The sequence below is a fragment of the Gemelliphila sp. 1F1 genome (assembly GCF_056897515.1).
On the sequence record NZ_JBXHBE010000005.1, the window covers coordinates 24,639 to 44,991 of the forward strand.

Consider the following 20,353-nt stretch of genomic DNA (forward strand, 5'->3'; position numbering starts at 1 on the left):
TGTGTAATTATTAATATATTTTTTCGGGAAATTTTAATTGATGTCAATCTTTCGTCATAAAAATAGAGAATATTAATAAAATTAGAATTTATTAATAATATACGAAATGTCGAAGAAAATCTTAAAATTTATTAAGATAGAAATTTTTAAATAATCATTATATAATAGCTAAATAGAATATTAATAAGGAGAAAAATTATGGTAAAAGTATTATTCGTTTGTCTTGGAAATATTTGTCGCTCCCCTATGGCAGAAGCGGTTTTTCGTAAGATGGTAAAAGATGCAGGATTGGAGGATAAGATACAAATAGACTCTGCAGCAACAAGTACATGGGAACAAGGGAATCCAGTTCATAAAGGAACTAGACTTAGATTAGCAAAAGAAAATATATCGGTAGATGGAATGTACTCTAGGACGCTAGAAGACAAAGATTTGAATAATGATTATATAGTTGCTATGGACGAAAGTAATATCCTTAATATCCAAAAATTTCTAAAAGGACGTTACAGAGGAGAATTAAAAATGCTGTTAGAATATGCAGGAGAACAAAGAGAAATAGCAGATCCTTGGTATACCGGAAACTTTGATGCAACTTATGATGATGTAGTAAAAGGATGTTTAGGTCTATTGGCTAAAGTCAAAGAAACTTTATAAAAACATATGCTAACTATTTTATGTTAGTAAGTAGTATATTGAGGTAAGTTATATTGAAAGAAAATAAGATAGCCGCTCTTAATTTTTTAATTTTTATAATTTCTTGGTCATTTATTTTTTGGTTAGGTTCAGATAAGCCAGTTCCAGCACAATTTTGGAAAATAATATTATTAACTTTTGTTGTTGGTCTATTGCAAGCAGTAGTTTTAAAATATTACCTATTAAAAAGAGGAACTATGCATTATATTGCTATACATAGTTTAGGTTTAATTTTAATCGGTTCAGGATTTTTTAATTACTTTAAAAATTCTCTGTATATAATATTAATATTATTTTTAATAGGAGCTATTTTTGGGGTATATCAAAAAATTTTAATAAATATTTTGTCAAAAATTATAAAATAAAGTACTTATAACAATTATAAGTACTTTATTTGTTTATCTTCTTGCTATCTTTAGTTTAGAAAATATATAATTTAATTTTGCCTAACATTACTATTGTATCACATTTTTATCTTTTTCTTTAGAAAATGTATTTAGGTGTTTTTCTTATTGGTTTCATCTTATTTTCATGGTAAGGTTAAAGTGTAAAGGCTAAGATAAATTTATCTTTATAATTTTTATATGTAGTTGCAAATACATATTGTTTAGTTTTATTTATAATAACGGGAGGATTATATTATGAAAATCAAAAATTTAAAATTTGCTAGTGCTTTTTTAGCTACTAGTTTGGTAGTTACGCCTATTTATAGTATTCTTCAAAATAACCAAAATATCGCTAAAGCTTATGAAAGTAATCAAGAAATATCTTCTTATCCTGCTGAGCCTATTTATGAAGAAGATAGATATGATGGGTGGGCTGGAAGTAACGGAATGATAGCGCACGATTATTTAACAAGAGAACAATGTGTCGATTATATAACAAATAGTACACCATCAAATTTTTGGGGAGTGGCAGGACTTTCAAGTATATTTTTTAAAGGAATAAAATCAGCAGGAATATCTATAACATCAGTTTTATTGCCTAATTTTCATTTAAAATTATGGCATGTTTGTAAAGAAGCTGCTCGACAAGGGAAAGGAGTATTTATCCGATACATAGGAGTAAAAACTATGGATGGGAAAGGTGTGTTAAAATACCCTATATATCAAATTATGTAAAATGAAAAATAAAATAATAAATTTTTACGAAAAATATTATTATGTATATAATATAATTGTTTTTGTGTTATTCAGCTATAGGATACAAAAAGATAGAGATAACGATTTTAATAAAAATACAATATATACAATAATTACAATAATATTAATATCTACATCAATAAACTACATATACTATTTGATAAATAAAAAAAATAAAAATAAAAGTTACAAATTAAATTTGATAAATCTATACTTAAACGGAATACTTTTATTTTTGTTAATATTGTATAATGATTCATTATATAATTATTATATGGGAGTTGCAGTTATATCAATATTAATAAACATACCATTTGAAACAAAATAAAAAGTAGAATTTAATCATATTCTAAACTGTCCCTAAAAAAGTTAGACAGAAAAAATCTAACATTGAGGGGCATTTTAGGATTACTTCAAAATATGTATAGTTTATTTTTTACTTTAACTAATAAGAGGGAGATTTAATATGAAAAAAATAATACTAATTATATCGGCAATTATAGTAGTAACTATTGTATATACGTCAATAGGGTATTATAACGATATAAAAACTAAAGAAAAGATAAAACAAAACTTAACATCCAACGTATCAAAAGCTCAAGAGTATCAAGATTTTTTTACAAAATCATATTTTGAACAAAGCAACAAAATAATATTAACTCAAGAAAATATAAATAATGAATTGAATAAATCTGTAGAAAATAAAAATTATATTATTGGAGAAAATGGAGATCTTAGTAAAGAAAGTGTAAAAGAATATTTTAACAATAACAATATTAAATTAACAACCAAACTTTATTTAGAAAATCTATTAGAAATTTCTTTAGAAACTATACTCGATGAAAATAATAATATAAAAATTAGATATTATTCAATTAAAACAAATGAAAAAACAGAAATTGTTGATACTAATATAGAATTAAGTGAAAAAGATAAAGCATTTGATTTAAATGAAAAAAGTCTAAATCAAATAATAGGTTATATAAAATTAGATATATCTAACCTTGATGAAGATTTTAAAAAAATAATTCAAGAATATGCTAAGATTCATAATCAACAATTAATTTTAGATGAAAATATAATGCAAGTATATATAAGAACATTAACAAATGAATTATAAAATAAAAAACTACTGTTTGGGAAGTTGCTTAAATATATTTACTCCCCTAATTATGTTAATTAATATTATAAATCAGAAAGAAGGATATTATAATTAATTTAAAAAATTAATGGTATTGTATGTAGTTTAATTATAATAATATATCCAATAATAGAAATACACATAAATAATAAATTAACTCCATACTATTTGTGTATAATTTTTATAAATTATTATTTATTTACTTAGGTTAAAGTTTATATATAAATAAATTAATAAAAAGACGATTAATTATCGTCTTTTTTAATTTTCTTCATTGTGTTTTTTAATTTATTTTTCTTAAAAATATCTTCTTTAAAGAGAGGTACGTTGTCAAAATATTCTCCTCGATAAAAAGGGTGGCATTTTAGTAATCTTTTTATTGTTAAGTATGTTCCTAAGAAAAAGCCAAATTTCTCATAACTTTCTAATGAGTATTGAGAGCAAGTAGGAGAGAATCTACATCGTGGTTTGGTATAGGGTGAAATATACTTTCTATAACCATTTATTAGAAATATAATTATTTTTGACATACTCCCCTCACCTTTCGATTTGTAATATAATTAAGATTATATAATAAATAAGTATAAAATTCTATAATGAAGTCATTATAAAACTTGAGTTCTAAAGTTTGACATTTAATAAAATAAGAGAGTATAATGTAGTTATAAAATAGATAGGAGAATTTTTATGACAAAACAACACGAACAATTAAATAAATTAGTTGCAAACTTAACGGTATTATATACAAAATTACATAGTTTTCACTGGTATGTAAAAGGAACTTCATTCTATACTTTACATTCAGTGTTTGAGAAATATTATGATAATACAACAGAAAGTTTAGACGAAGTAGCAGAAAGATTTTTGGCTATTGGAGGACGTCCAGTGTCAACTCTTAAAGGAGCTTTAGCTATCGCTACTATCGAAGAAGCAACAGAAAAAGAAACTACACAAGAAATGGTGCAATCTGTTCTTGCTGACTTTAATTTATTAATAGGAGATTTATCAGAACTTATGGAATCTTCAGAAGAAGTTAGTGATCAAGGAACTGCTGATATGGCACTTGGAATCAAAACAGAATTAGAAAAAAATGTTTGGATGTTAAAAGCATACTTAGCATAATAATTATTAAGGCTACTGAAATACTTATTTCAGTAGCCTTTTTTTGTCTATAATAATTCTGTTATATTTCTCGTGAATTTACGTCAATATAGTCATCAAAATATTTAGGTGAATTAGAATTTACTTTTCTTGGCATAACAAGAGATAGTAGTATATAAACTAATAATGTTCCTGTTAATGATATAGGGATAGAGATTATCCACGCTAATCTTACGATGGTAGGATTTATATTAAATTTTTCTGCAATACCGCTACATACTCCGCTAATATACCCTCTGTCTGATTTATACAATCCAATAACTGCAAACAATGTTGATAATACAAGTTTAATTTTTTCAAAAACTTTCATACTATATCCTCCTTTTAAGAATATAAGTTTTAATTATTTACATTATACCAAAATAAGTTAAAATATACATAAAAATAGTTTTTTATAGTCAAATTATAGTTTGTATAATAACAGATTTGATGTGAATATTATGTTACAGTTGATGAAAAGAAACGATTACTAAAATTTACATAAAATTAATAAATAGTATTGTATTAGTTCAGTTTTGTTGATATAATGTAGTTGGAAATAAAATATATAAGGAGGTTAAATATATGAAACTTTTTAAAATTGTACCTTTAGCTATAGTTTCAGTATTAACGTTAACTGCAGTAGGTTGTAGTTCACAAGATTCATCTACATCTAGTAGTGAACAATCATCGCCTGATCAAGTAATGGGAGTTTCATTATCCAATCCTATAAAAGTGGATAAAGAAAAAGGGACTATTACAGTATTATCACAAGTCAATGGAAAATACTTTAATCAGACGACAAGACACGCTTCAGTAGAGCAAAGTGGAAGTAACGGAGCTAAATCAGTTCTGACTGCCTTTGCCAAACCTGAAGAATTTTATAATGCTCTTAACGAAATTGGAGCAGCGGAAGGAGGTAATATGACACCAGCCAACGCTGCTAATACACACGTTGAGGGAACTCCTATAAAAATGGAAGTTACTTGGAACGGAGCTGATAAAGTTTATGATGTTAATGACATTATAAAAGACAGCAATGGTAAGAAGATTGCTTTCCGTTTTGGAGGAAATAAAGATAGAGCAAATGAGAAAAATACTGGTTGTTTAACTTGTTTAGATAGCTGTCCGGTAGGAATCATTTCTAATGAAACTTATACTTACGGAGCAGTAGAAAACACAGGAGAAGTTAAATTTACTGGAAATTCTGATTTGCTTCCAGAGGATGGAACATACGTAGCTACTATTTATAGTATAGATAAAGATAGACTGTAGAGGTAATATTATGAAAAGGTTAAGAGTATTATTTTATTACTTATCTACAGGTTTAGCGATAGGGTACTTCCTATCTCTATTACTAACTTTTCATACTAAATATGAGATGATGATAAGCCTTGCGCTTATGATTTATATCTTTATAGGGTTTGGGATAATGTTAGGAATAGCTTATGATAGAATAGCTTATAAGTATCTGTTTTTCGGTATAGAGGCACTTACCCTACTAATAGCCTTAGTTACTGGAAGACTTATGCAAATAATGTATATAACTAAAGAAGCATTCTTGATAAATATGCCTGCCAAAAAGTTAGTAGTACCATTTCTTATTGTAGTTGGTATCATAAATTTAATAAATATTTATATAATAGCTACATTAAGTAAATATCAAAAAGTTTATACTAAGGAAGAATTAAAAGCTCTTAAAGAAAAAGAAGTGAAATTAAAAGATCTTAGAGAAACTCTATCAGAAGAAGAAGTAGCAAAAAGAAAACAAGTGCGAAAAAAACAGCAAATTATAGCATTAATATTAATCGCAATCTCCCTAATTATTTATTTTGCTGTACCTAGTGTAAAAAACAACTTGAATCACGCTTTCGCTACAATTTCTCAATTAGATACAAAAGTAGTTATTGAGTATTTAAGATCTTACGGAGCTTGGGCTGCGGTAGTATCTTTTATTCTAATGATATTACAATCTATTGCTGCCCCTATTCCAGCTTTCCTTATAACATTATCTAATGCAGCTATCTTTGGCTGGGTTTGGGGAGCTGTACTTTCTTGGTCATCTGCTATGGTAGGAGCTGCCGTATGTTTCTTCCTAGCTCGTGCTTTAGGACGTGGTCCTGTTGAGAAACTTACGAGTAAGGGAGCTATGGAGTCTGTAGATGTATTTTTTGAAAGGTATGGTAGATCAACTATACTTATTTGTCGTTTGTTGCCTTTCGTCTCATTTGACTTTGTTAGTTATGGAGCAGGACTTACGAATATGAAATTCTGGTCATTCTTTATAGCGACAGGTATAGGGCAACTTCCTGCAACGATAGTTTATTCTTATGTAGGTGGAACATTAACTGGAGGAGCACAAAAATTGTTCTTAGGATTAATGTCATTGTTCGCCCTATCAATAGTTATTGGTATTATGAAAAAAGTTTACAACGATAAACATAAAAATATAGAAACTACAGAAAAATAAAAAATAGTAGAACTTAACTGTAACCCCTAGTTAAGTTCTACTTCTTTTTTGATTAACAAAAAATTTTGAAAAAGTTTATTGATTGTATTATAACTTACGTCTATTCTTAGTTAAGTAGTAATAGGCAAAAATCAATACAATTCCTGTAACTGTCCAAGTAATTGAATCAGAAAAACATATAGCTAAGAATCCGTATGTGTCAGTAAATATTATTACTACTAAAACACGCATTACAAGTTCTACAATACCAGCGAACATTGCAGCTATTGGGAAGCCATATCCTTGCAGAGCATTTCGATAAACTATCAACAGACCTAAAATAGGATATGCCCACATTACTGAGTTGAAATATGTCTGTGATGCGTTAATAAAGTCTAAATTTTCTTCTCTTGTAAATAATCTGGCAATAGGTTCTCCTAAATAATATACAAATATTATTGTAAATATGCTAAGTGCAATAGTAAGAGTAGCACTCAACTTCATAGCTTTATCAATTCTATTGAACTTTAATGCGCCATAATTTTGGCTAATAAAGATAGAAAGAGCTGATCCTAAAGCTACGAAAACATAGACAATAATTTGCTGTATTCTACTTGCTACACTGAAACCAGCAATATGATTAGTAGAAAAATCGTTCAAAAACGTTTGAACAACGATAATCCCAATTCCCGTAAAAGAGAATTGCATTCCCATAGGAATACCTTGTTTAATTAATTTATTTATATAGTTTTTATCCACATTATTTTCATCTTTGTTAATAGTTAATTCTGGATATTTTCTTTTTATATAAAAATAACAACTTGTTGCAGCTATAATTTGACTAATAACTGTAGCACAACCAGTTCCGATAATTCCAAGATTAAATATAGCGACAAAAATATAAGCTATAGTTATATTAGATATTACTGATATTGCCAAAAATATTAAAGGAGCAAAGCTATTTCCTATACTACGTAATACACCGGCAAATAAGTTATAAAACAAGTTAGCAATACATCCTAAATAAAGAACGAATAAAAAATTGTGCGTCATATCGAATAAATGCTCGGGAGTATTTATAATTTTAAGAACATATCCATTAGTTAGAGATAATACAACTGTAAATATTAATCCTATAATTATACAAAGAACAATGGAATTATAAAGGTATTGTCTAAACTTAACTAGATTATGTTCTCCAAAACTTTTTGCCATATTAATACTAAAGCCTTGAGTTATACCTATTAAAAAACCTATAACAACAAAATTAATAGGAGAAGCAATACCTACGGAAGCAATAGCATGTTCTCCGACATACTGACCTAAAATAATTGAATCAGCAATTAAGTATAAATTTTGGAGCATGCCACCTATAAATATAAAAATAGCGAAACTCAAAATTTGAGATAAAATAGGTCCTTTTGTCATATCTTTCATATAGCTACCTCCATAATTTTTTCAAAATACTAATTAATTTTAAAACAAATTATCTTTAAAATCAATAGTAGTAAAGATTATAATAAAAATAAAATTTATTAACATATAGAAAATATTTTCAAAAAATTTTGGTATAGTGTATCATTATTTTATGTAAATATAAAAATTTGTGATATAATTTTGTTATAAATTTTTTATAAGGAGAATATTATGAAACCATTTAATAGAACAGTAGAAAAAGTTTTAGCGTGGATTGCTAATGTGTTGCTAATATTTGTTTCGATTTTGTTAGGAATTCTTAAATTTTCTGGTTTTACCAATGAACTAATAAAAAGTCCGGATTTTTATAATTCATTCAAAAAGACTATTAATGAACAAGGACAATATTATACAGATGCAGAACTAAAAAATGGATTAAATATAGTTGTAGGAGTAATAGATGCTTATACAATACTTGTAATAGTAATTACTATATTAGCTATAATTGCAACTTTTGTTATGAAGAAGAGAATATTATCGGGTGTGATGTTTTTATTAATATCAATTGTAGTGTTTGTTATTTCAGCAAGTGTGGCAATATTTATTTACTTACCTCAATTTATAGTAGCAATAATGCTATTTGTAAGAAAAGATCCTAATAAAGATAACATTGATGACAACAGTAATCAAGTTGATACGATTGAATATGTATAAAATAAAACGCAAGAAAATTTTTTCTTGCGTTTTTATATTTGATTAGTTTTTGTTAAATTTTTGTAATAAGCTAGGTGGTAAATTTTTGACTATAATATTTTTTGTAATTAAAAATAATATTGTGGCGAAAATTCCTTTTATAATATTAAATGGAATAATCCCATAAGTAATTAGTAATTTTAGGTTGTTAGTTAGATCGCTAAGATTAATTATATATCCATACATGGGCAATAAGATGTAATAATTAACAATCGACATAGCAAATGTAATAGAAATTGTTGCAATAATACTACCTACTACAAATTTGTAAAATTCTTTTTTATAGCACATAGCTATACAAGATATAAAGATTATCTCTACTATAATATTAGCTATACTTCCTGTCGGTTCGTGTGAAATTAATAAGAAATGTAGGAAGTTTTTTAGAATAGAAATAACGATAGTTTCTCTATATCCTAATATTAAAAGCCCTATAAATAGAGGTATCATTGATAAATCTAACTTTAAAAAAGGTGGCAAAAAAGGAATAGCCACAGCTATTAAAGATAGAATAAGAGAGATAACAGCAAGTAATGCAGTTAGAATTATAGAATGTGTATTTTTTTTTTATACATTTGTACTCCTTCTCTATCTTCTAAAGGTACAAAAAAACCGTGAAAAAACACGGGGTAAAAGAATGTATTACAAAGTTGAGGTCTTATAACCCCAATATGTTTATCTTCTCCCATCCAGACTATACTGTCGGTTTTGGAATTTCACCAAATCAGCTTGCGCTCACGGACTATAACCGCCGGTTAGGAATTTCACCTGACCCCGAAGATAATGTTAATTTTATATTAAGGTAAGTATATAGCGTGTGAAAATAAAAGTCAAGTGAAATGGTAAATGAATAAAGTATTTTATACTTTCTTATGTTATAATAGTTATTTAATTAACTATAATTTTGTAAAGGAGAAGAAATGAAGCATACTACATTACAGTTGTTTAAAGAAGTTTGGCAAAATATTTATAAAAATAAATATAACTATATAACTACTGCACTATTTTTGCAATTTTTTATAGTATTTGGAGGGGTGTTAATATTATCATCAATATTTGAATTAATATTAGCAACTACTAATCAAACTAATTTAACACAAGAATCTATTTTGAATATTTTACTTGATCCATGGGGATTTATTCTAAGTTTAATTTATATTTTTATGTTAGCATTTTTGATGTTTATAGAATTTTCTGTTTTAACAATAAATGTTTATGGAAGTTCTATGGGTCAAAGGTATTCTACACGAGATTTTGTTAAAAATGCTGCAAAAAAATCAAAAATGTTGGTAGGTCCACAAATAATATTTTTCTTGCTTTATTTTATAAGTATGGTTCCTGTTGCTAATTTGGGATTAGGTTCAATTCTTACTCAAGATTTGTACATACCTAAGTTTATAACTGGGGAACTTATGAAGACTACTAGTGGCTTAATAATATATGCAATATTAATTTTGTTATTATTATATTTTAATTTGCGATTATTTTTTGTTCTACCTTTAACGATGATTAACGACAAAAATATTTTGGAAAATATTAAGAAAAGTTGGCAGTTGACGAAAAAAAATAAATTAAAATTAATAGGTGTTATATCGCTATTTGAGTTAATATTTGTTGCTATTGCAGTAGTTATAATAGTTATCCTACTGTTAATTTTTGTTAGCTTGGATAGTGATGGAAATAATTTATTGCTACAATCGTTGTTCTTTACTTTGTTAAAAGGTATTATGTTCTCTTTTGCAGCATTATCAAAAATTGTAATTATAGCTACATTAGTTACTATTATTAAACATTATGATGAAGTAGGAGAGTCTTTTAAATCAACAGAAGTAGCTAATTACAAGAAAGTTGAAAAAAAGAAATCAAAAATATTAGTGGCGTTCTCTATAATAGCTATAGCAGTTGTTTTTGCTGTTAATACTTTTACTATATATGCTAATGAACTTAATGAGAATACTCTTATAATAGGTCATAGAGGTTATGTGAAGTATGGAGTAGAAAATTCCATAGAGTCGTTAGAAGCGGCGAAGAAAGCAAATGCAAATTATGTAGAGGTTGATATATTGTTGACAAAGGACAATAAATTTGTTGTGATGCACGATTATAATTTGAAAAGATTGGCAAGTGTCAATAAGAAAGTTGCAGATATGACTTATGATGAAGTAGTAGGATTATCTATTAAGTCAGGAGAGTTTGAAAGTAAGATACCGTCATTTGAAGAGTTTGTTGCTAAAGCAAAAGAATTAGATATTAAATTGTTAGTTGAACTTAAGCCTCACGGGCAAGAGCCTAACAACTATGCTGATTTGGTAATAGATAAATTGAAAGAATTACAAGTAGATAAAGATTACAAAGTTATGTCTTTAGACTTAAAAGTTATAAAAGAGATAGAAGAAAAAGTTCCCGAATTTAATACAGGTTATGTAATACCACTTCAATTAGGTAGCTTCTCAGAAAAAAATGTAGACTTCTATGTAATAGAAGATTTCTCTTTTAGCCAAGAAAAGTTATTAGAAGCTAAAAATAATGGTAAAGAATTGTATGTTTGGACAATTAATGATAAAGATACTATTATAAAATATTTACACAGTGGAGTTGACGGTATTATAACTGATGAAATAGAAGATGTGCAAAATGAAAAACAAATTTCTAAAGAAAATAACAACTATTTCCATAGAGTAATGAATATGATATAAAATTACGCCTTAGTAAGAGTAAATTCTTACTGAGGCTTTTTTATTATAATTTTGTTGAAAGTGCGTTCTTAATTGAATAGAGAAGATTGATGTGGTATATTTAAGATGATTTATATGTTGAATGTATATTTAAATTATTTTTACTTAATATTGGTATAGGAGTATAGTGTATGAATAAGAAAAAACTTATAATAAATAATTTTATACAAGTAACAATATTTATAGTAGTTTTAATTATAGCTGATATTATTTATATAAAATATAGCTTAAAGATACCATTCACTACGTATCATATCAAAACGTTAATAGAAAGTATAATTCTAACTTATCTGCTTGTAATTATAATAACAGTAGCTAAGATTATTGCATATAATATAAAAGAGAGGAATAAGAAATAGTTATCTTTGTTTACACGTGAAACAAAGACAAACTATAAAATTTATAGTACAATTTTGATATTAAATTAGAAGGAGAAAATTATGATATACATAGTAGGCTTAGGTCCGAATAATAGTTCGAATATTAAGGAAGATATAAGACAGACAATTATAGCTAACAAAGATAAGTTTATTTTGGCTAGAACTAAGGAACATCCAGCTATAAGTTTTTTGGATGATAATAATATTGATTATGAAACGTGCGATAGATTCTATGAGCAAAGTGAGGATTTTTTGTCTACTTATCAAACTATCGTTGACTATATATTACAGAAGAGTAAAATTCAAGATGTAATATATTTAGTTCCCGGACATCCTATGGTGGCGGAACTTACGACAAAGTTACTTTTAGAAATGTGCGAAGATGTACAAATTATTGGTGGAGAAAGTTTTTTGGATAGTTGTTTTAATGCAGCAAAATTTGACCCAGTCGAAGGGTTTACTCTAGTAGATGCCACTAATTTAGCATCTTTCAAAAATATTGATCCAACTAAACATTTATTAATTACACAATGCTATGATGATATTACAGCTGCAGATATTTCTGTAGAGCTTGATAGATATTATCCGTTCTCACATATTGTTACCGTAATGGAACAGGTTGGCTGTAATGATGAAAATATTTATACATCATCATTGGCAGAACTTTCTGCAAATGTTGGAGAGGAAATAAATAATTTGAGAACTATCTATGTTCCTCCGTTCAAAGAAGCGGTAGATTACAATTTGAATAACTATTTACCTAAATATGATGATGAGAACTATGATTTAGATGAGAGAAATTATTTATACAAAATAGATGACGCCGTTAATGATATGCTAGTGGCTATTAGATCTGTTGATCCTAACGTTAATGAAATTGTAACTAATAATTTTGCAAAAATTTTAAAAAATATGCTAGATTACTCGATGAATGCTACAGTCGGATATGCGGAATTAGAAGATATAATTAAGAAATTAAAGGAAATAACTAATAATGGATAAAGTATTAGCTTTTGCTAAAAAAGTTTTGAAAGAAAAAATTGACAAAAATAGTATAGTAGTAGATGCAACTTGTGGAAATGGTAATGATACATTATTTTTGGCTAAGACAAGTGCTAAAAGTGTCGTAGCATTCGATATTCAGGATGTAGCAATAAGTAATACAAAAAAATTATTAATTGAGAATAGTGCTTATGAAAAAGTCAATTTGATCTTGGATTCACACGAAAACTTTGATAAATATATATCCGAAAAAATTCGATGTGTAATTTTTAATTTAGGGTATTTACCGAATGCTAATCACAATATAACAACTTTAGGAGAGATTACTAAGAAAACTTTAGAAAAAATGTTACGTAGGTTAGAAGTTGGTGGACGAATAGCCGTCGTTATTTATTGGGGGCATAAAGAGGGATCAGAAGAAAAAGATATATTAATGCCTTACTTTGTTAGTCTAGATCAAAAATATGTAGAAGTTTTGGAGTATAGATTTATTAATCAAAAAAATAACGCCCCCTACTTAGTAGTTTTGGAGAAATTAAAGGAAATTGAATAATGAGAGAGATAGAATTAGAATTTAAGCAATTACTTACTGCGTCTGAATATAAAGCGATAATGGAGCATTTTAATCTGCAAAATAAAGATATAATAAACAATAAAAATTTTTATTATGATACAAAAAATAATGATTTAAAGAATAACGATGCTGCTTTGCGAATACGTCATACAGACTTTAGTAGAGAAATGACCTTAAAAATTAAAGAAGATAAAGGTAATTTAGAAATAAATATTAATATTGATGATAATATTCCTAATAGAATTGATATTAATAACTTACCAAAAGAGATAAAAGAATTTTTAGAAAAATGGAATATAACTAGCGAATTGCAGTTAATACAAAAAATAGTAACAGAAAGAAGAGAATTACAATTAAATACAGGGTTATTGGTGCTAGATAAAACATATTTCCTAGGGAATGTTGTGGACTATGAGTTGGAATTTGAAGTTTCCGATTATAATATAGGGCGAATAGAATATGAACAGATATTAGAAAAATTTAATATTGCTGAAAAAGCAGCCAAACCTAAAATTGCTAGAGCCTTTGAATATAGTAAAAATAAAAAATCAGCACAATAATATTACAGAGTATTGATAAATAAAAGACCGAAAATTTTCGGTCTTTTATATATTTAGAACAACGTATTGTTAATTTCTATTTTTTAATTTTTCTATTAAGATTCTATCTTCTTCATCTCCAAAGTAAAAGTCATCAGTTATTTCAATGCTATTTATGTTGGAAGAATCTTGTTTTATAACTTGTTCAATATTTGTGGATTTTTGGTAACTATTTTGTTTTAAATTGTTGTTATTAAATTCGATAATCGCATCTTTAGCTAATTTATCGACCATATCATTTAATTTATTACCACTGTGGGCTTTTACTTTGACAAAACAAACATTTATTTTTCTCATGATATTTTGTGCAAAAGTAGCGTATTCTTTGGTATAGTCTAAGTTAGCTTTCCAGTCACCAGTTGCCCAATCTGCAATTCCTCTGTAATCATAGTAGATAGCTATATCAGATAAATGGTTTTTTAGTGCATAATTTAACACAAATTTTGCAGCTTCTAGCTCCCCTGCTACATTGTGCAAACTTGCTATATTTGAATTGTTATTAGCGAAGTTATAATATTCTTTTTGATTATTGTGAACTATTACTATACCAGAGCCGTACACTTTTGTTTTGCTATCGTAACTACCGTCAATAAAAGCGTATGTTTTATATGCTATTTCTTCATTTTTAGTTGTGTTGCTTTCTGTTATAGGTTGTTTATTTTCATCTTGTTCTAGTAAGTAGTTTTCGGCATCTTCATAGTTGTTAAAGCTTTTGTATTTTGCGTTAGAATAGCCAGAAACCTGAGCTTGACATTCCGCCCAAGTTTTAAATATTCCAGTTTTTCGTCCGTTTTTAACAGCATAAAATTTGGTCATATAGTAATCTCCTAAATTAAGTTTATATTTTCTTTGAATATATCTTGTTGATTGTTCATATTTGTATAAATTCTACTAACTTTTATATCGTGTTGAAAAAATTTAGCATTATCTTTTTTTAATTTTTGATGTAAGTTAATGTGAGCTTTACGATTAATTTCACGAATAATAGAAGTCTTATCTTTCTTTACTGCCAAAACTCTAACGTGATTAATAGGTTCGTTTATTTCGGTAGCTGTTGTATTTGTCAAGATATGCAGAAGAATACGTTGTATTCTTTTCTTTGTATAACGTTTTGTAGCTATTAAGTCAACGAGTTCATTATAATTTTTGGCTTGTAGATTATAGCTATAGATCCTATTTTCTAATCCTTCGGATATGTCGTAAATTTTTGATAATCCTACGACACCTAAATTAATAATATTATACTTAATTAAATTATAGAAATTATCTTCGCTTAAACAATTTAATTTTATGGCATTAAGCATTGAAGAAGAAATGTATTTTTTTACTATTTCTGAATTGAAATTATTTCTTATCGTTGTAGCACTCAAAAATTCACTATTTGTTATGCTGTTGTCAGTTAGTTTTTGTCCTTTTCTTTTAACTGGAATTAGTGTTATATCTCTTTGAGAATTTCTAATCGCTTTGTAATAACTGTATGCCAATGTAAAATTAGGGGTATTGTTAGGAATATTAAACAACTTTTGCATTATTTTTGGATAGCTCATTCCTGTTTTTAGTAAAGATTTTATTTTTAATTTTATGTTTGGAGTCTGCTCATAATTATATATTTCGTCGAAATAGCTAATATCTTCTTCTGTACCAAATATTAAATGAGTGATACCACAACGAACAAGGATGTCAATACTTTTTTGTGCGAAATCATCACTATAAGCCACAGATGCTCTATAAGGTAGAGCTATAATTAAATCAGCACCTGATTTTATTGCTTCTCTTGCTCTTGTATAACCATCAATTATTGCCACTTCGCCACGTTGAGTAAAAAATTCACTCATAACTACAACTATATCTCCGGATAATTTTTTATCTTGTATATAATTTTTTGCGCAGTCAATTAAGTACTTATGACCAGTGTGAAATGGATTAAATTCTGCAACGATACCTATTCTCAAAACGTTACTCCTTAATATTATTAGTAATATTTTACATTATACCACAATATAGAGTTAAGTAAATTTTTAACACATTAATATCTTGTAAATATATATTATGTGACAATTATTAAATATATATTTCAATTGTGTTACAACTATTGAATTGCTAGGAAACCTTATTTATAATTGTACTTAGGTATTTATATTGAGTAAAAATTTAGATTAAAATTACGCAGATTAAAAACAATAAATTTGTGGAATAAATTGAGAGGTATAGCATTTATGAAAAGAACATTAAAAATAACAAGTGGATTATTAGCGAGTACAATTTTATTATCAGGATATAACGGAGAAAAAGTTACAGTAGCAACTGAAATTGCTAAAGTAAATGTAGAAACTGGAAACCAAAATGTTAAAGCACAATTAACAGAGAAAGATGGGAAAAATTATGTAGTAGTTACAGCTACTAAAGATGTTAATAATCTGTCTGTTAGAGCAAAAGCTAGCAACAACCAAACATTTGTGTTCAAGCAAGTCTCTCTAAAAGCAGGAGAAAGTGTTTCTTTTGAACTAGAAATAGTTGCAGAACAAGCTGAGAAACAAAAACAATTACCAAAAACTTCTGTTGTAAGAGAAACATTGAAGTTAAACGGAATGATTAAAGGTTATAACGTAGAAACTACTATTAGTTACGATATAGAGAAGCCAGAAGTAGTAGAACCTAATGGATCAGCAACACAAGGAGGAGATGTTGCTCCAGAAGCTCCAGTATCTGAAGAACCTAAATCAGAAGAAACAGATAATGCAGTGGCTAATAATGAAAATGGAGAACAAGTTGAAGAAGAGCCAAAAGAAGAAGCTCCAGTTGTAGCAGAACCAAAAGAAGAAGTACAACCAGTAGAAACTCCACAACCAGAAGTTAAAGAAGAACCAAAACAAGAAACTAACAAAGTTGCTGAAACAGTAGATGTAAACAAAGTTAATAATGTACAACCAACAAATAATGTTTTAAGAACGGCACGCCCTACTGTTCAAGTAACAAATCCAGCAGTTTCGCAACCACAAGCTACTGTACAAGGAAATGAAGAAAGTGCAGAGGCTGCAAAAGTATTACAGCAATTAAATGCACACCGTGCTGCTAACGGATTGCCTGCATTAGCTGTTAACAACTCTTTACTTGCAGGGGCGGAAGTTCGTGCTAATGAATTTGCTACAAAAGTAAAATCTGGAATTCCTTCAGGAATGGCATTGCATGCTAGACTTGATGGATCATCATGGATTACAGCCTTTACTGGACTTGGAGCAAGAGGTGAGAACCTAGCTTATAGTATGAATGGAGCTCAAGGAATGATGAATTTCTGGAAGACATCAGCTAGCCATAATGCAGCTATGTTAAATCCAAACTTTACTTCAGTAGCAATAAAAGTTTTAAAAGTAGGAAATCAATATTACGGAGTACAAATATTCGCTTAATTTCTTATTCATAATATAGTAAAAATTCGGTAGTCTTTTTATAGGACTTCCGAATTTTTTTGTAAATGTGATATGTGTGTTGTTAATAGTATTACAATATTTAATGTAAAAGATATATCTTTATATAGAAAATGTTATCGAATAATATTGTGAAGTGAAAATACTTATTAAATAGTTTAATATATTGTATAAATAGTATATAAATACAGTATTAGTGGAAAAATATACAAAAAAATGGTATATTAAACGTAACTTATTGAAAACTATTTGAAAACTGTAATGTTTAAGTAGTTTTGATTAAATTTTTGATACTTAATATAGGAAGGAAGTAACTATGACGCTTTATAAAATATTAGTAGTTGATGATGAGGAGCCTATAGCAAAAATTTTGGATTTTAATTTAAAAAAAGAAGGCTATGAAGTGATAATGGCTCATGATGGTGAAAAAGCAGTAGAACTAGCTTTTAGTGAAGAACCTGATTTGATATTGTTAGATTTAATGTTACCGAAAAAAGATGGTATGGAAGTATGTCGAGAAATAAGACATAAGATGGATGTTCCTATTATTATGCTAACAGCAAAGAATAGTGAGATAGATAAAGTTTTAGGTTTGGAATTTGGAGCTGATGACTATGTAACAAAGCCTTTCTCTACTAGAGAATTAATGGCAAGGGTAAAAGTCAATTTGAGAAGAATAACCAAAAAGGTAGAGGAAAAAGAGGAGACACCTAATAATGATCTTAAAATAAGAGATATAGTAATATATCCTGAGGCATATACTATAAAAAAACACGGAGAACAAATAGAGCTTACTAGAAGAGAGTTTGATTTGTTTTATTATTTAGCTAAGCATAAAGGACAAGTTTTAACTAGAGAAAATTTGTTGCAGACAGTTTGGGGCTATGATTATTTTGGGGATGTTCGTACTGTGGATGTTACAGTAAGACGCCTTAGAGAAAAGATAGAGGATGATGCTTCTAATCCACTTTATATAATGACAAGACGTGGAGTTGGTTATTTTATGGGAGAGGAAGAGTAGAATATGGCTCTTAGTTTTAAGCAAAATAAGAGATTTTTTACGTCTATTCGCTTTAAGTTTTTAGTTGTATATGTTTTAGTAAATATAATTTCTTTACAGTTAATAGGTTTATATTTTACAACGCAGCTAAAAACTAAAAACGTAACAAATTTCCAAAATACTATAGTTGAACAAGAAAAAAAACTAAACTATAATGCCATGGAAGAATTGACTAAAAATCCTTTAGATGACAAAGAAAAACAACAAATAGAAAGTAATATAAGAAAGATAGTTAGTGAATTTTCTACTACAAAATTACTGATGGTTAATGTAGTAGACAAAGATTTAAAAATAATAGCTTCATCTACTACAAATAGTAGTGAAAATTACTTAGGTAAAAGATCTGTTGATCCGATAGTAAGTCAAGTAATCAAAACAGGAGAAAGTGCTAGTAAAGAACAGATAGACGAAAATCAGAGAATATATTGGGTTTATTCTAGTCCGATAAAAAGCGGAGATGAAGTAGTTGGTGCAACCTATATAATGAGTGATATAGGTAGTGTTTATTCTGATATAGATGATGTATCTAATATATTTATAATAGGTACTTTATTTTCTATGGTAGCAACAGTATTTATTGGTTTCTTTGCGTCAAAAACTATTACTAATTCTATTGAAAAAATGAGTTCGCAAGTTAAGGAAATGGCTGACGGAAACTATGAAGAGATTAAGGGAATAAATACTAAAGACGAAATTGGAGATTTAGCAATAGCCTTTAATAAAATTTCTAAACAGATAAAGGAAGAACAACGTATTACAGAATCAGAAAGAAGAAAACTTTCTACTATTATCAATAGTATGATGGACGGAATAATTGCTACTGATAGTAACGGAAGAATAGTGCTTATTAATGATAGTGCAAAACAGATGCTTTATGGAAGTGGTAGAGATATATACATCGGTAAAAACTGTTTAGAAATATTAAATATTACTGATTATAACACTATAGAAGAGATACTAGAAGTAGAAAATAGCTTGTTAGTTTCTATATCAGATAATAACGAAGAATTGTTATATAGAATAGAGTTTAATGGTATTATAGCAGATAATTTAGATAGTAAATCTTTCTCAACATTTAAATCAGAAGGTTATATAATCGTTATTTATGATGTAACTGATCAGGAACGTCAAGAAAAAGAAAGGCGAGATTTTGTTTCAACAGTATCTCACGAATTACGAACGCCGCTAACGACAATGAGTAGTTATGTTGAAGCGCTAGAAGATGGTGTCATAAATGATAAGAATTTAGCGCCAGTATTTATAGATACCATTCAAAAAGAAACTACCCGTATGATACGTATGGTTGAAGAGCTGATGCAACTCGGAAAAATGGATATAAAAGAAGAACATTATGACAAGGAACTTATTGATATAAACAAACTAATTGAAAGAATAGTAGATAGATTCCAAATTACACATACAGATAAAATATTTGCACTTTATTTACCAAGCGATCCTGTATTTGTAGAAGGTGATCAGGATAAATTAATTCAAGTGTTTGACAATATCATTAACAACGCAGTGAAATATTCTCCAAACGGAAAAAATATTACAGTTAGAGTTCGCCAAAACTACAATCAAAACAGAGTAAGTATTTCTATAAAAGATGAGGGGATAGGTATTCCTTTAGCCCATATAGACAAAATATTTAATAGATTTTATCGTGTTGATAAGAGTAGACAACGTAGTATGGGAGGAACAGGTTTAGGGCTAGCTTTATCGAAATATATAATAGAAGCACATAAAGGTAGAATTTGGGCTCAAAGTAGAGAAGGCTATGGAACTATAATATTTGTAATGCTACCGTCGGAAAATCTTACAGATGATTGGGAGTAAGGAGGAAC

Annotated in this window: 22 protein-coding genes and 1 riboswitch; of the genes, 16 read left to right on the plus strand and 6 right to left on the minus strand. The window is 27.8% G+C overall.

The window, feature by feature from the left end:
- Positions 1–198 precede the first annotated feature (198 nt).
- The 4 genes from AC1XWJ_RS05550 (at position 199) to AC1XWJ_RS05565 (ending at position 2,955) form a co-directional block, all read left to right on the plus strand.
- Positions 199–654 (plus strand): low molecular weight protein-tyrosine-phosphatase, encoded by a 456-nt coding sequence (locus AC1XWJ_RS05550; protein ID WP_483334894.1) that lies wholly within the window; start codon positions 199–201, stop codon positions 652–654.
- Positions 655–707: 53 nt separating this feature from the next.
- Positions 708–1,058 (plus strand): hypothetical protein, encoded by a 351-nt coding sequence (locus AC1XWJ_RS05555; RefSeq protein WP_483334895.1) that lies wholly within the window; start codon positions 708–710, stop codon positions 1,056–1,058.
- Between the two features lie 276 nt (positions 1,059–1,334).
- A complete protein-coding gene (locus AC1XWJ_RS05560) occupies positions 1,335–1,814 on the plus strand; it encodes a hypothetical protein (RefSeq protein WP_483334896.1) in 480 nt (159 codons plus the stop codon).
- Between the two features lie 487 nt (positions 1,815–2,301).
- Positions 2,302–2,955 (plus strand): hypothetical protein, encoded by a 654-nt coding sequence (locus AC1XWJ_RS05565; RefSeq protein WP_483334897.1) that lies wholly within the window; start codon positions 2,302–2,304, stop codon positions 2,953–2,955.
- 266 nt (positions 2,956–3,221) lie between these two features.
- Here AC1XWJ_RS05565 and yidD read toward each other — a convergent pair whose 3' ends face one another.
- The gene (yidD, locus tag AC1XWJ_RS05570; protein ID WP_483334898.1) at positions 3,222–3,506 is read right to left on the minus strand and encodes a membrane protein insertion efficiency factor YidD; all 285 of its coding nucleotides are present in this window, start codon (positions 3,504–3,506) and stop codon (positions 3,222–3,224) included.
- A gap of 157 nt (positions 3,507–3,663) precedes the next feature.
- Between yidD and AC1XWJ_RS05575 the strand changes: the two genes are divergently transcribed.
- A complete protein-coding gene (locus tag AC1XWJ_RS05575; protein WP_483334899.1) occupies positions 3,664–4,098 on the plus strand; it encodes a Dps family protein in 435 nt (144 codons plus the stop codon).
- 61 nt (positions 4,099–4,159) lie between these two features.
- Here the strand turns inward: AC1XWJ_RS05575 and AC1XWJ_RS05580 are convergent, their stop codons facing one another.
- On the minus strand, positions 4,160–4,447 hold the full coding sequence (locus AC1XWJ_RS05580) for a PspC domain-containing protein (protein ID WP_483334900.1): 288 nt from the start codon (positions 4,445–4,447) through the stop codon (positions 4,160–4,162).
- A gap of 254 nt (positions 4,448–4,701) precedes the next feature.
- Here AC1XWJ_RS05580 and AC1XWJ_RS05585 point away from each other — a divergent pair, with 254 nt between their 5' ends.
- Together AC1XWJ_RS05585 and AC1XWJ_RS05590 are read left to right on the plus strand one after the other, a co-directional pair.
- Positions 4,702–5,391, plus strand: a complete 690-nt coding sequence (locus tag AC1XWJ_RS05585) for a YdjY domain-containing protein (protein WP_483334901.1) — start codon at positions 4,702–4,704, stop codon at positions 5,389–5,391.
- Between the two features lie 10 nt (positions 5,392–5,401).
- Positions 5,402–6,586, plus strand: a complete 1,185-nt coding sequence (locus AC1XWJ_RS05590) for a TVP38/TMEM64 family protein (RefSeq protein ID WP_483334902.1) — start codon at positions 5,402–5,404, stop codon at positions 6,584–6,586.
- An 87-nt stretch (positions 6,587–6,673) separates the two neighbouring features.
- Here AC1XWJ_RS05590 and AC1XWJ_RS05595 read toward each other — a convergent pair whose 3' ends face one another.
- Positions 6,674–8,002, minus strand: coding sequence for an MATE family efflux transporter (locus tag AC1XWJ_RS05595; protein WP_483334903.1), 1,329 nt, complete (start codon positions 8,000–8,002; stop codon positions 6,674–6,676).
- 210 nt (positions 8,003–8,212) lie between these two features.
- Here AC1XWJ_RS05595 and AC1XWJ_RS05600 point away from each other — a divergent pair, with 210 nt between their 5' ends.
- On the plus strand, positions 8,213–8,695 hold the full coding sequence (locus AC1XWJ_RS05600) for a DUF4064 domain-containing protein (RefSeq protein ID WP_483334904.1): 483 nt from the start codon (positions 8,213–8,215) through the stop codon (positions 8,693–8,695).
- A gap of 42 nt (positions 8,696–8,737) precedes the next feature.
- Here the strand turns inward: AC1XWJ_RS05600 and AC1XWJ_RS05605 are convergent, their stop codons facing one another.
- On the minus strand, positions 8,738–9,283 hold the full coding sequence (locus AC1XWJ_RS05605; protein WP_483335014.1) for an ECF transporter S component: 546 nt from the start codon (positions 9,281–9,283) through the stop codon (positions 8,738–8,740).
- Positions 9,284–9,407: 124 nt separating this feature from the next.
- A riboswitch (FMN riboswitch) is annotated at positions 9,408–9,520 on the minus strand.
- Between the two features lie 134 nt (positions 9,521–9,654).
- Here AC1XWJ_RS05605 and AC1XWJ_RS05610 point away from each other — a divergent pair.
- From AC1XWJ_RS05610 to AC1XWJ_RS05630, 5 genes are all read left to right on the plus strand, one after another.
- The gene (locus AC1XWJ_RS05610; RefSeq protein WP_483334905.1) at positions 9,655–11,430 is read left to right on the plus strand and encodes a glycerophosphoryl diester phosphodiesterase membrane domain-containing protein; all 1,776 of its coding nucleotides are present in this window, start codon (positions 9,655–9,657) and stop codon (positions 11,428–11,430) included.
- 170 nt (positions 11,431–11,600) lie between these two features.
- The gene (locus tag AC1XWJ_RS05615; RefSeq protein WP_483334906.1) at positions 11,601–11,828 is read left to right on the plus strand and encodes a hypothetical protein; all 228 of its coding nucleotides are present in this window, start codon (positions 11,601–11,603) and stop codon (positions 11,826–11,828) included.
- A gap of 81 nt (positions 11,829–11,909) precedes the next feature.
- A complete protein-coding gene (locus tag AC1XWJ_RS05620) occupies positions 11,910–12,851 on the plus strand; it encodes an SAM-dependent methyltransferase (protein WP_483334907.1) in 942 nt (313 codons plus the stop codon).
- Positions 12,844–13,404, plus strand: coding sequence for a tRNA 5-(aminomethyl)-2-thiouridylate-methyltransferase MnmM (gene mnmM, locus AC1XWJ_RS05625; RefSeq protein ID WP_483334908.1), 561 nt, complete (start codon positions 12,844–12,846; stop codon positions 13,402–13,404). Before AC1XWJ_RS05620 ends, mnmM begins: the two co-directional genes overlap by 8 nt.
- Complete coding sequence (locus AC1XWJ_RS05630) at positions 13,404–13,985, plus strand: CYTH domain-containing protein (RefSeq protein ID WP_483334909.1); 582 nt, start codon at positions 13,404–13,406, stop codon at positions 13,983–13,985. The genes mnmM and AC1XWJ_RS05630 overlap by 1 nt, the downstream gene beginning before the upstream one ends.
- A gap of 69 nt (positions 13,986–14,054) precedes the next feature.
- Here the strand turns inward: AC1XWJ_RS05630 and AC1XWJ_RS05635 are convergent, their stop codons facing one another.
- Positions 14,055–14,840 carry a ribonuclease H1 domain-containing protein gene (locus tag AC1XWJ_RS05635; protein ID WP_483334910.1) on the minus strand — a complete coding sequence of 262 codons (786 nt, stop codon included), beginning with the start codon at positions 14,838–14,840 and terminating at the stop codon, positions 14,055–14,057.
- Between the two features lie 11 nt (positions 14,841–14,851).
- Positions 14,852–15,976 (minus strand): nucleotidyltransferase family protein, encoded by a 1,125-nt coding sequence (locus AC1XWJ_RS05640; RefSeq protein ID WP_483334911.1) that lies wholly within the window; start codon positions 15,974–15,976, stop codon positions 14,852–14,854.
- A 264-nt stretch (positions 15,977–16,240) separates the two neighbouring features.
- Between AC1XWJ_RS05640 and AC1XWJ_RS05645 the strand changes: the two genes are divergently transcribed.
- The 3 genes from AC1XWJ_RS05645 (at position 16,241) to AC1XWJ_RS05655 (ending at position 20,345) form a co-directional block, all read left to right on the plus strand.
- Positions 16,241–17,431 (plus strand): CAP domain-containing protein, encoded by a 1,191-nt coding sequence (locus tag AC1XWJ_RS05645; protein ID WP_483334912.1) that lies wholly within the window; start codon positions 16,241–16,243, stop codon positions 17,429–17,431.
- 334 nt (positions 17,432–17,765) lie between these two features.
- Positions 17,766–18,470: a response regulator YycF gene (gene yycF / locus AC1XWJ_RS05650; RefSeq protein ID WP_483334913.1), complete on the plus strand. Its 705-nt coding sequence runs from the start codon at positions 17,766–17,768 to the stop codon at positions 18,468–18,470.
- A gap of 3 nt (positions 18,471–18,473) precedes the next feature.
- Complete coding sequence (locus AC1XWJ_RS05655; protein ID WP_483334914.1) at positions 18,474–20,345, plus strand: ATP-binding protein; 1,872 nt, start codon at positions 18,474–18,476, stop codon at positions 20,343–20,345.
- Positions 20,346–20,353: the final 8 nt, after the last annotated feature.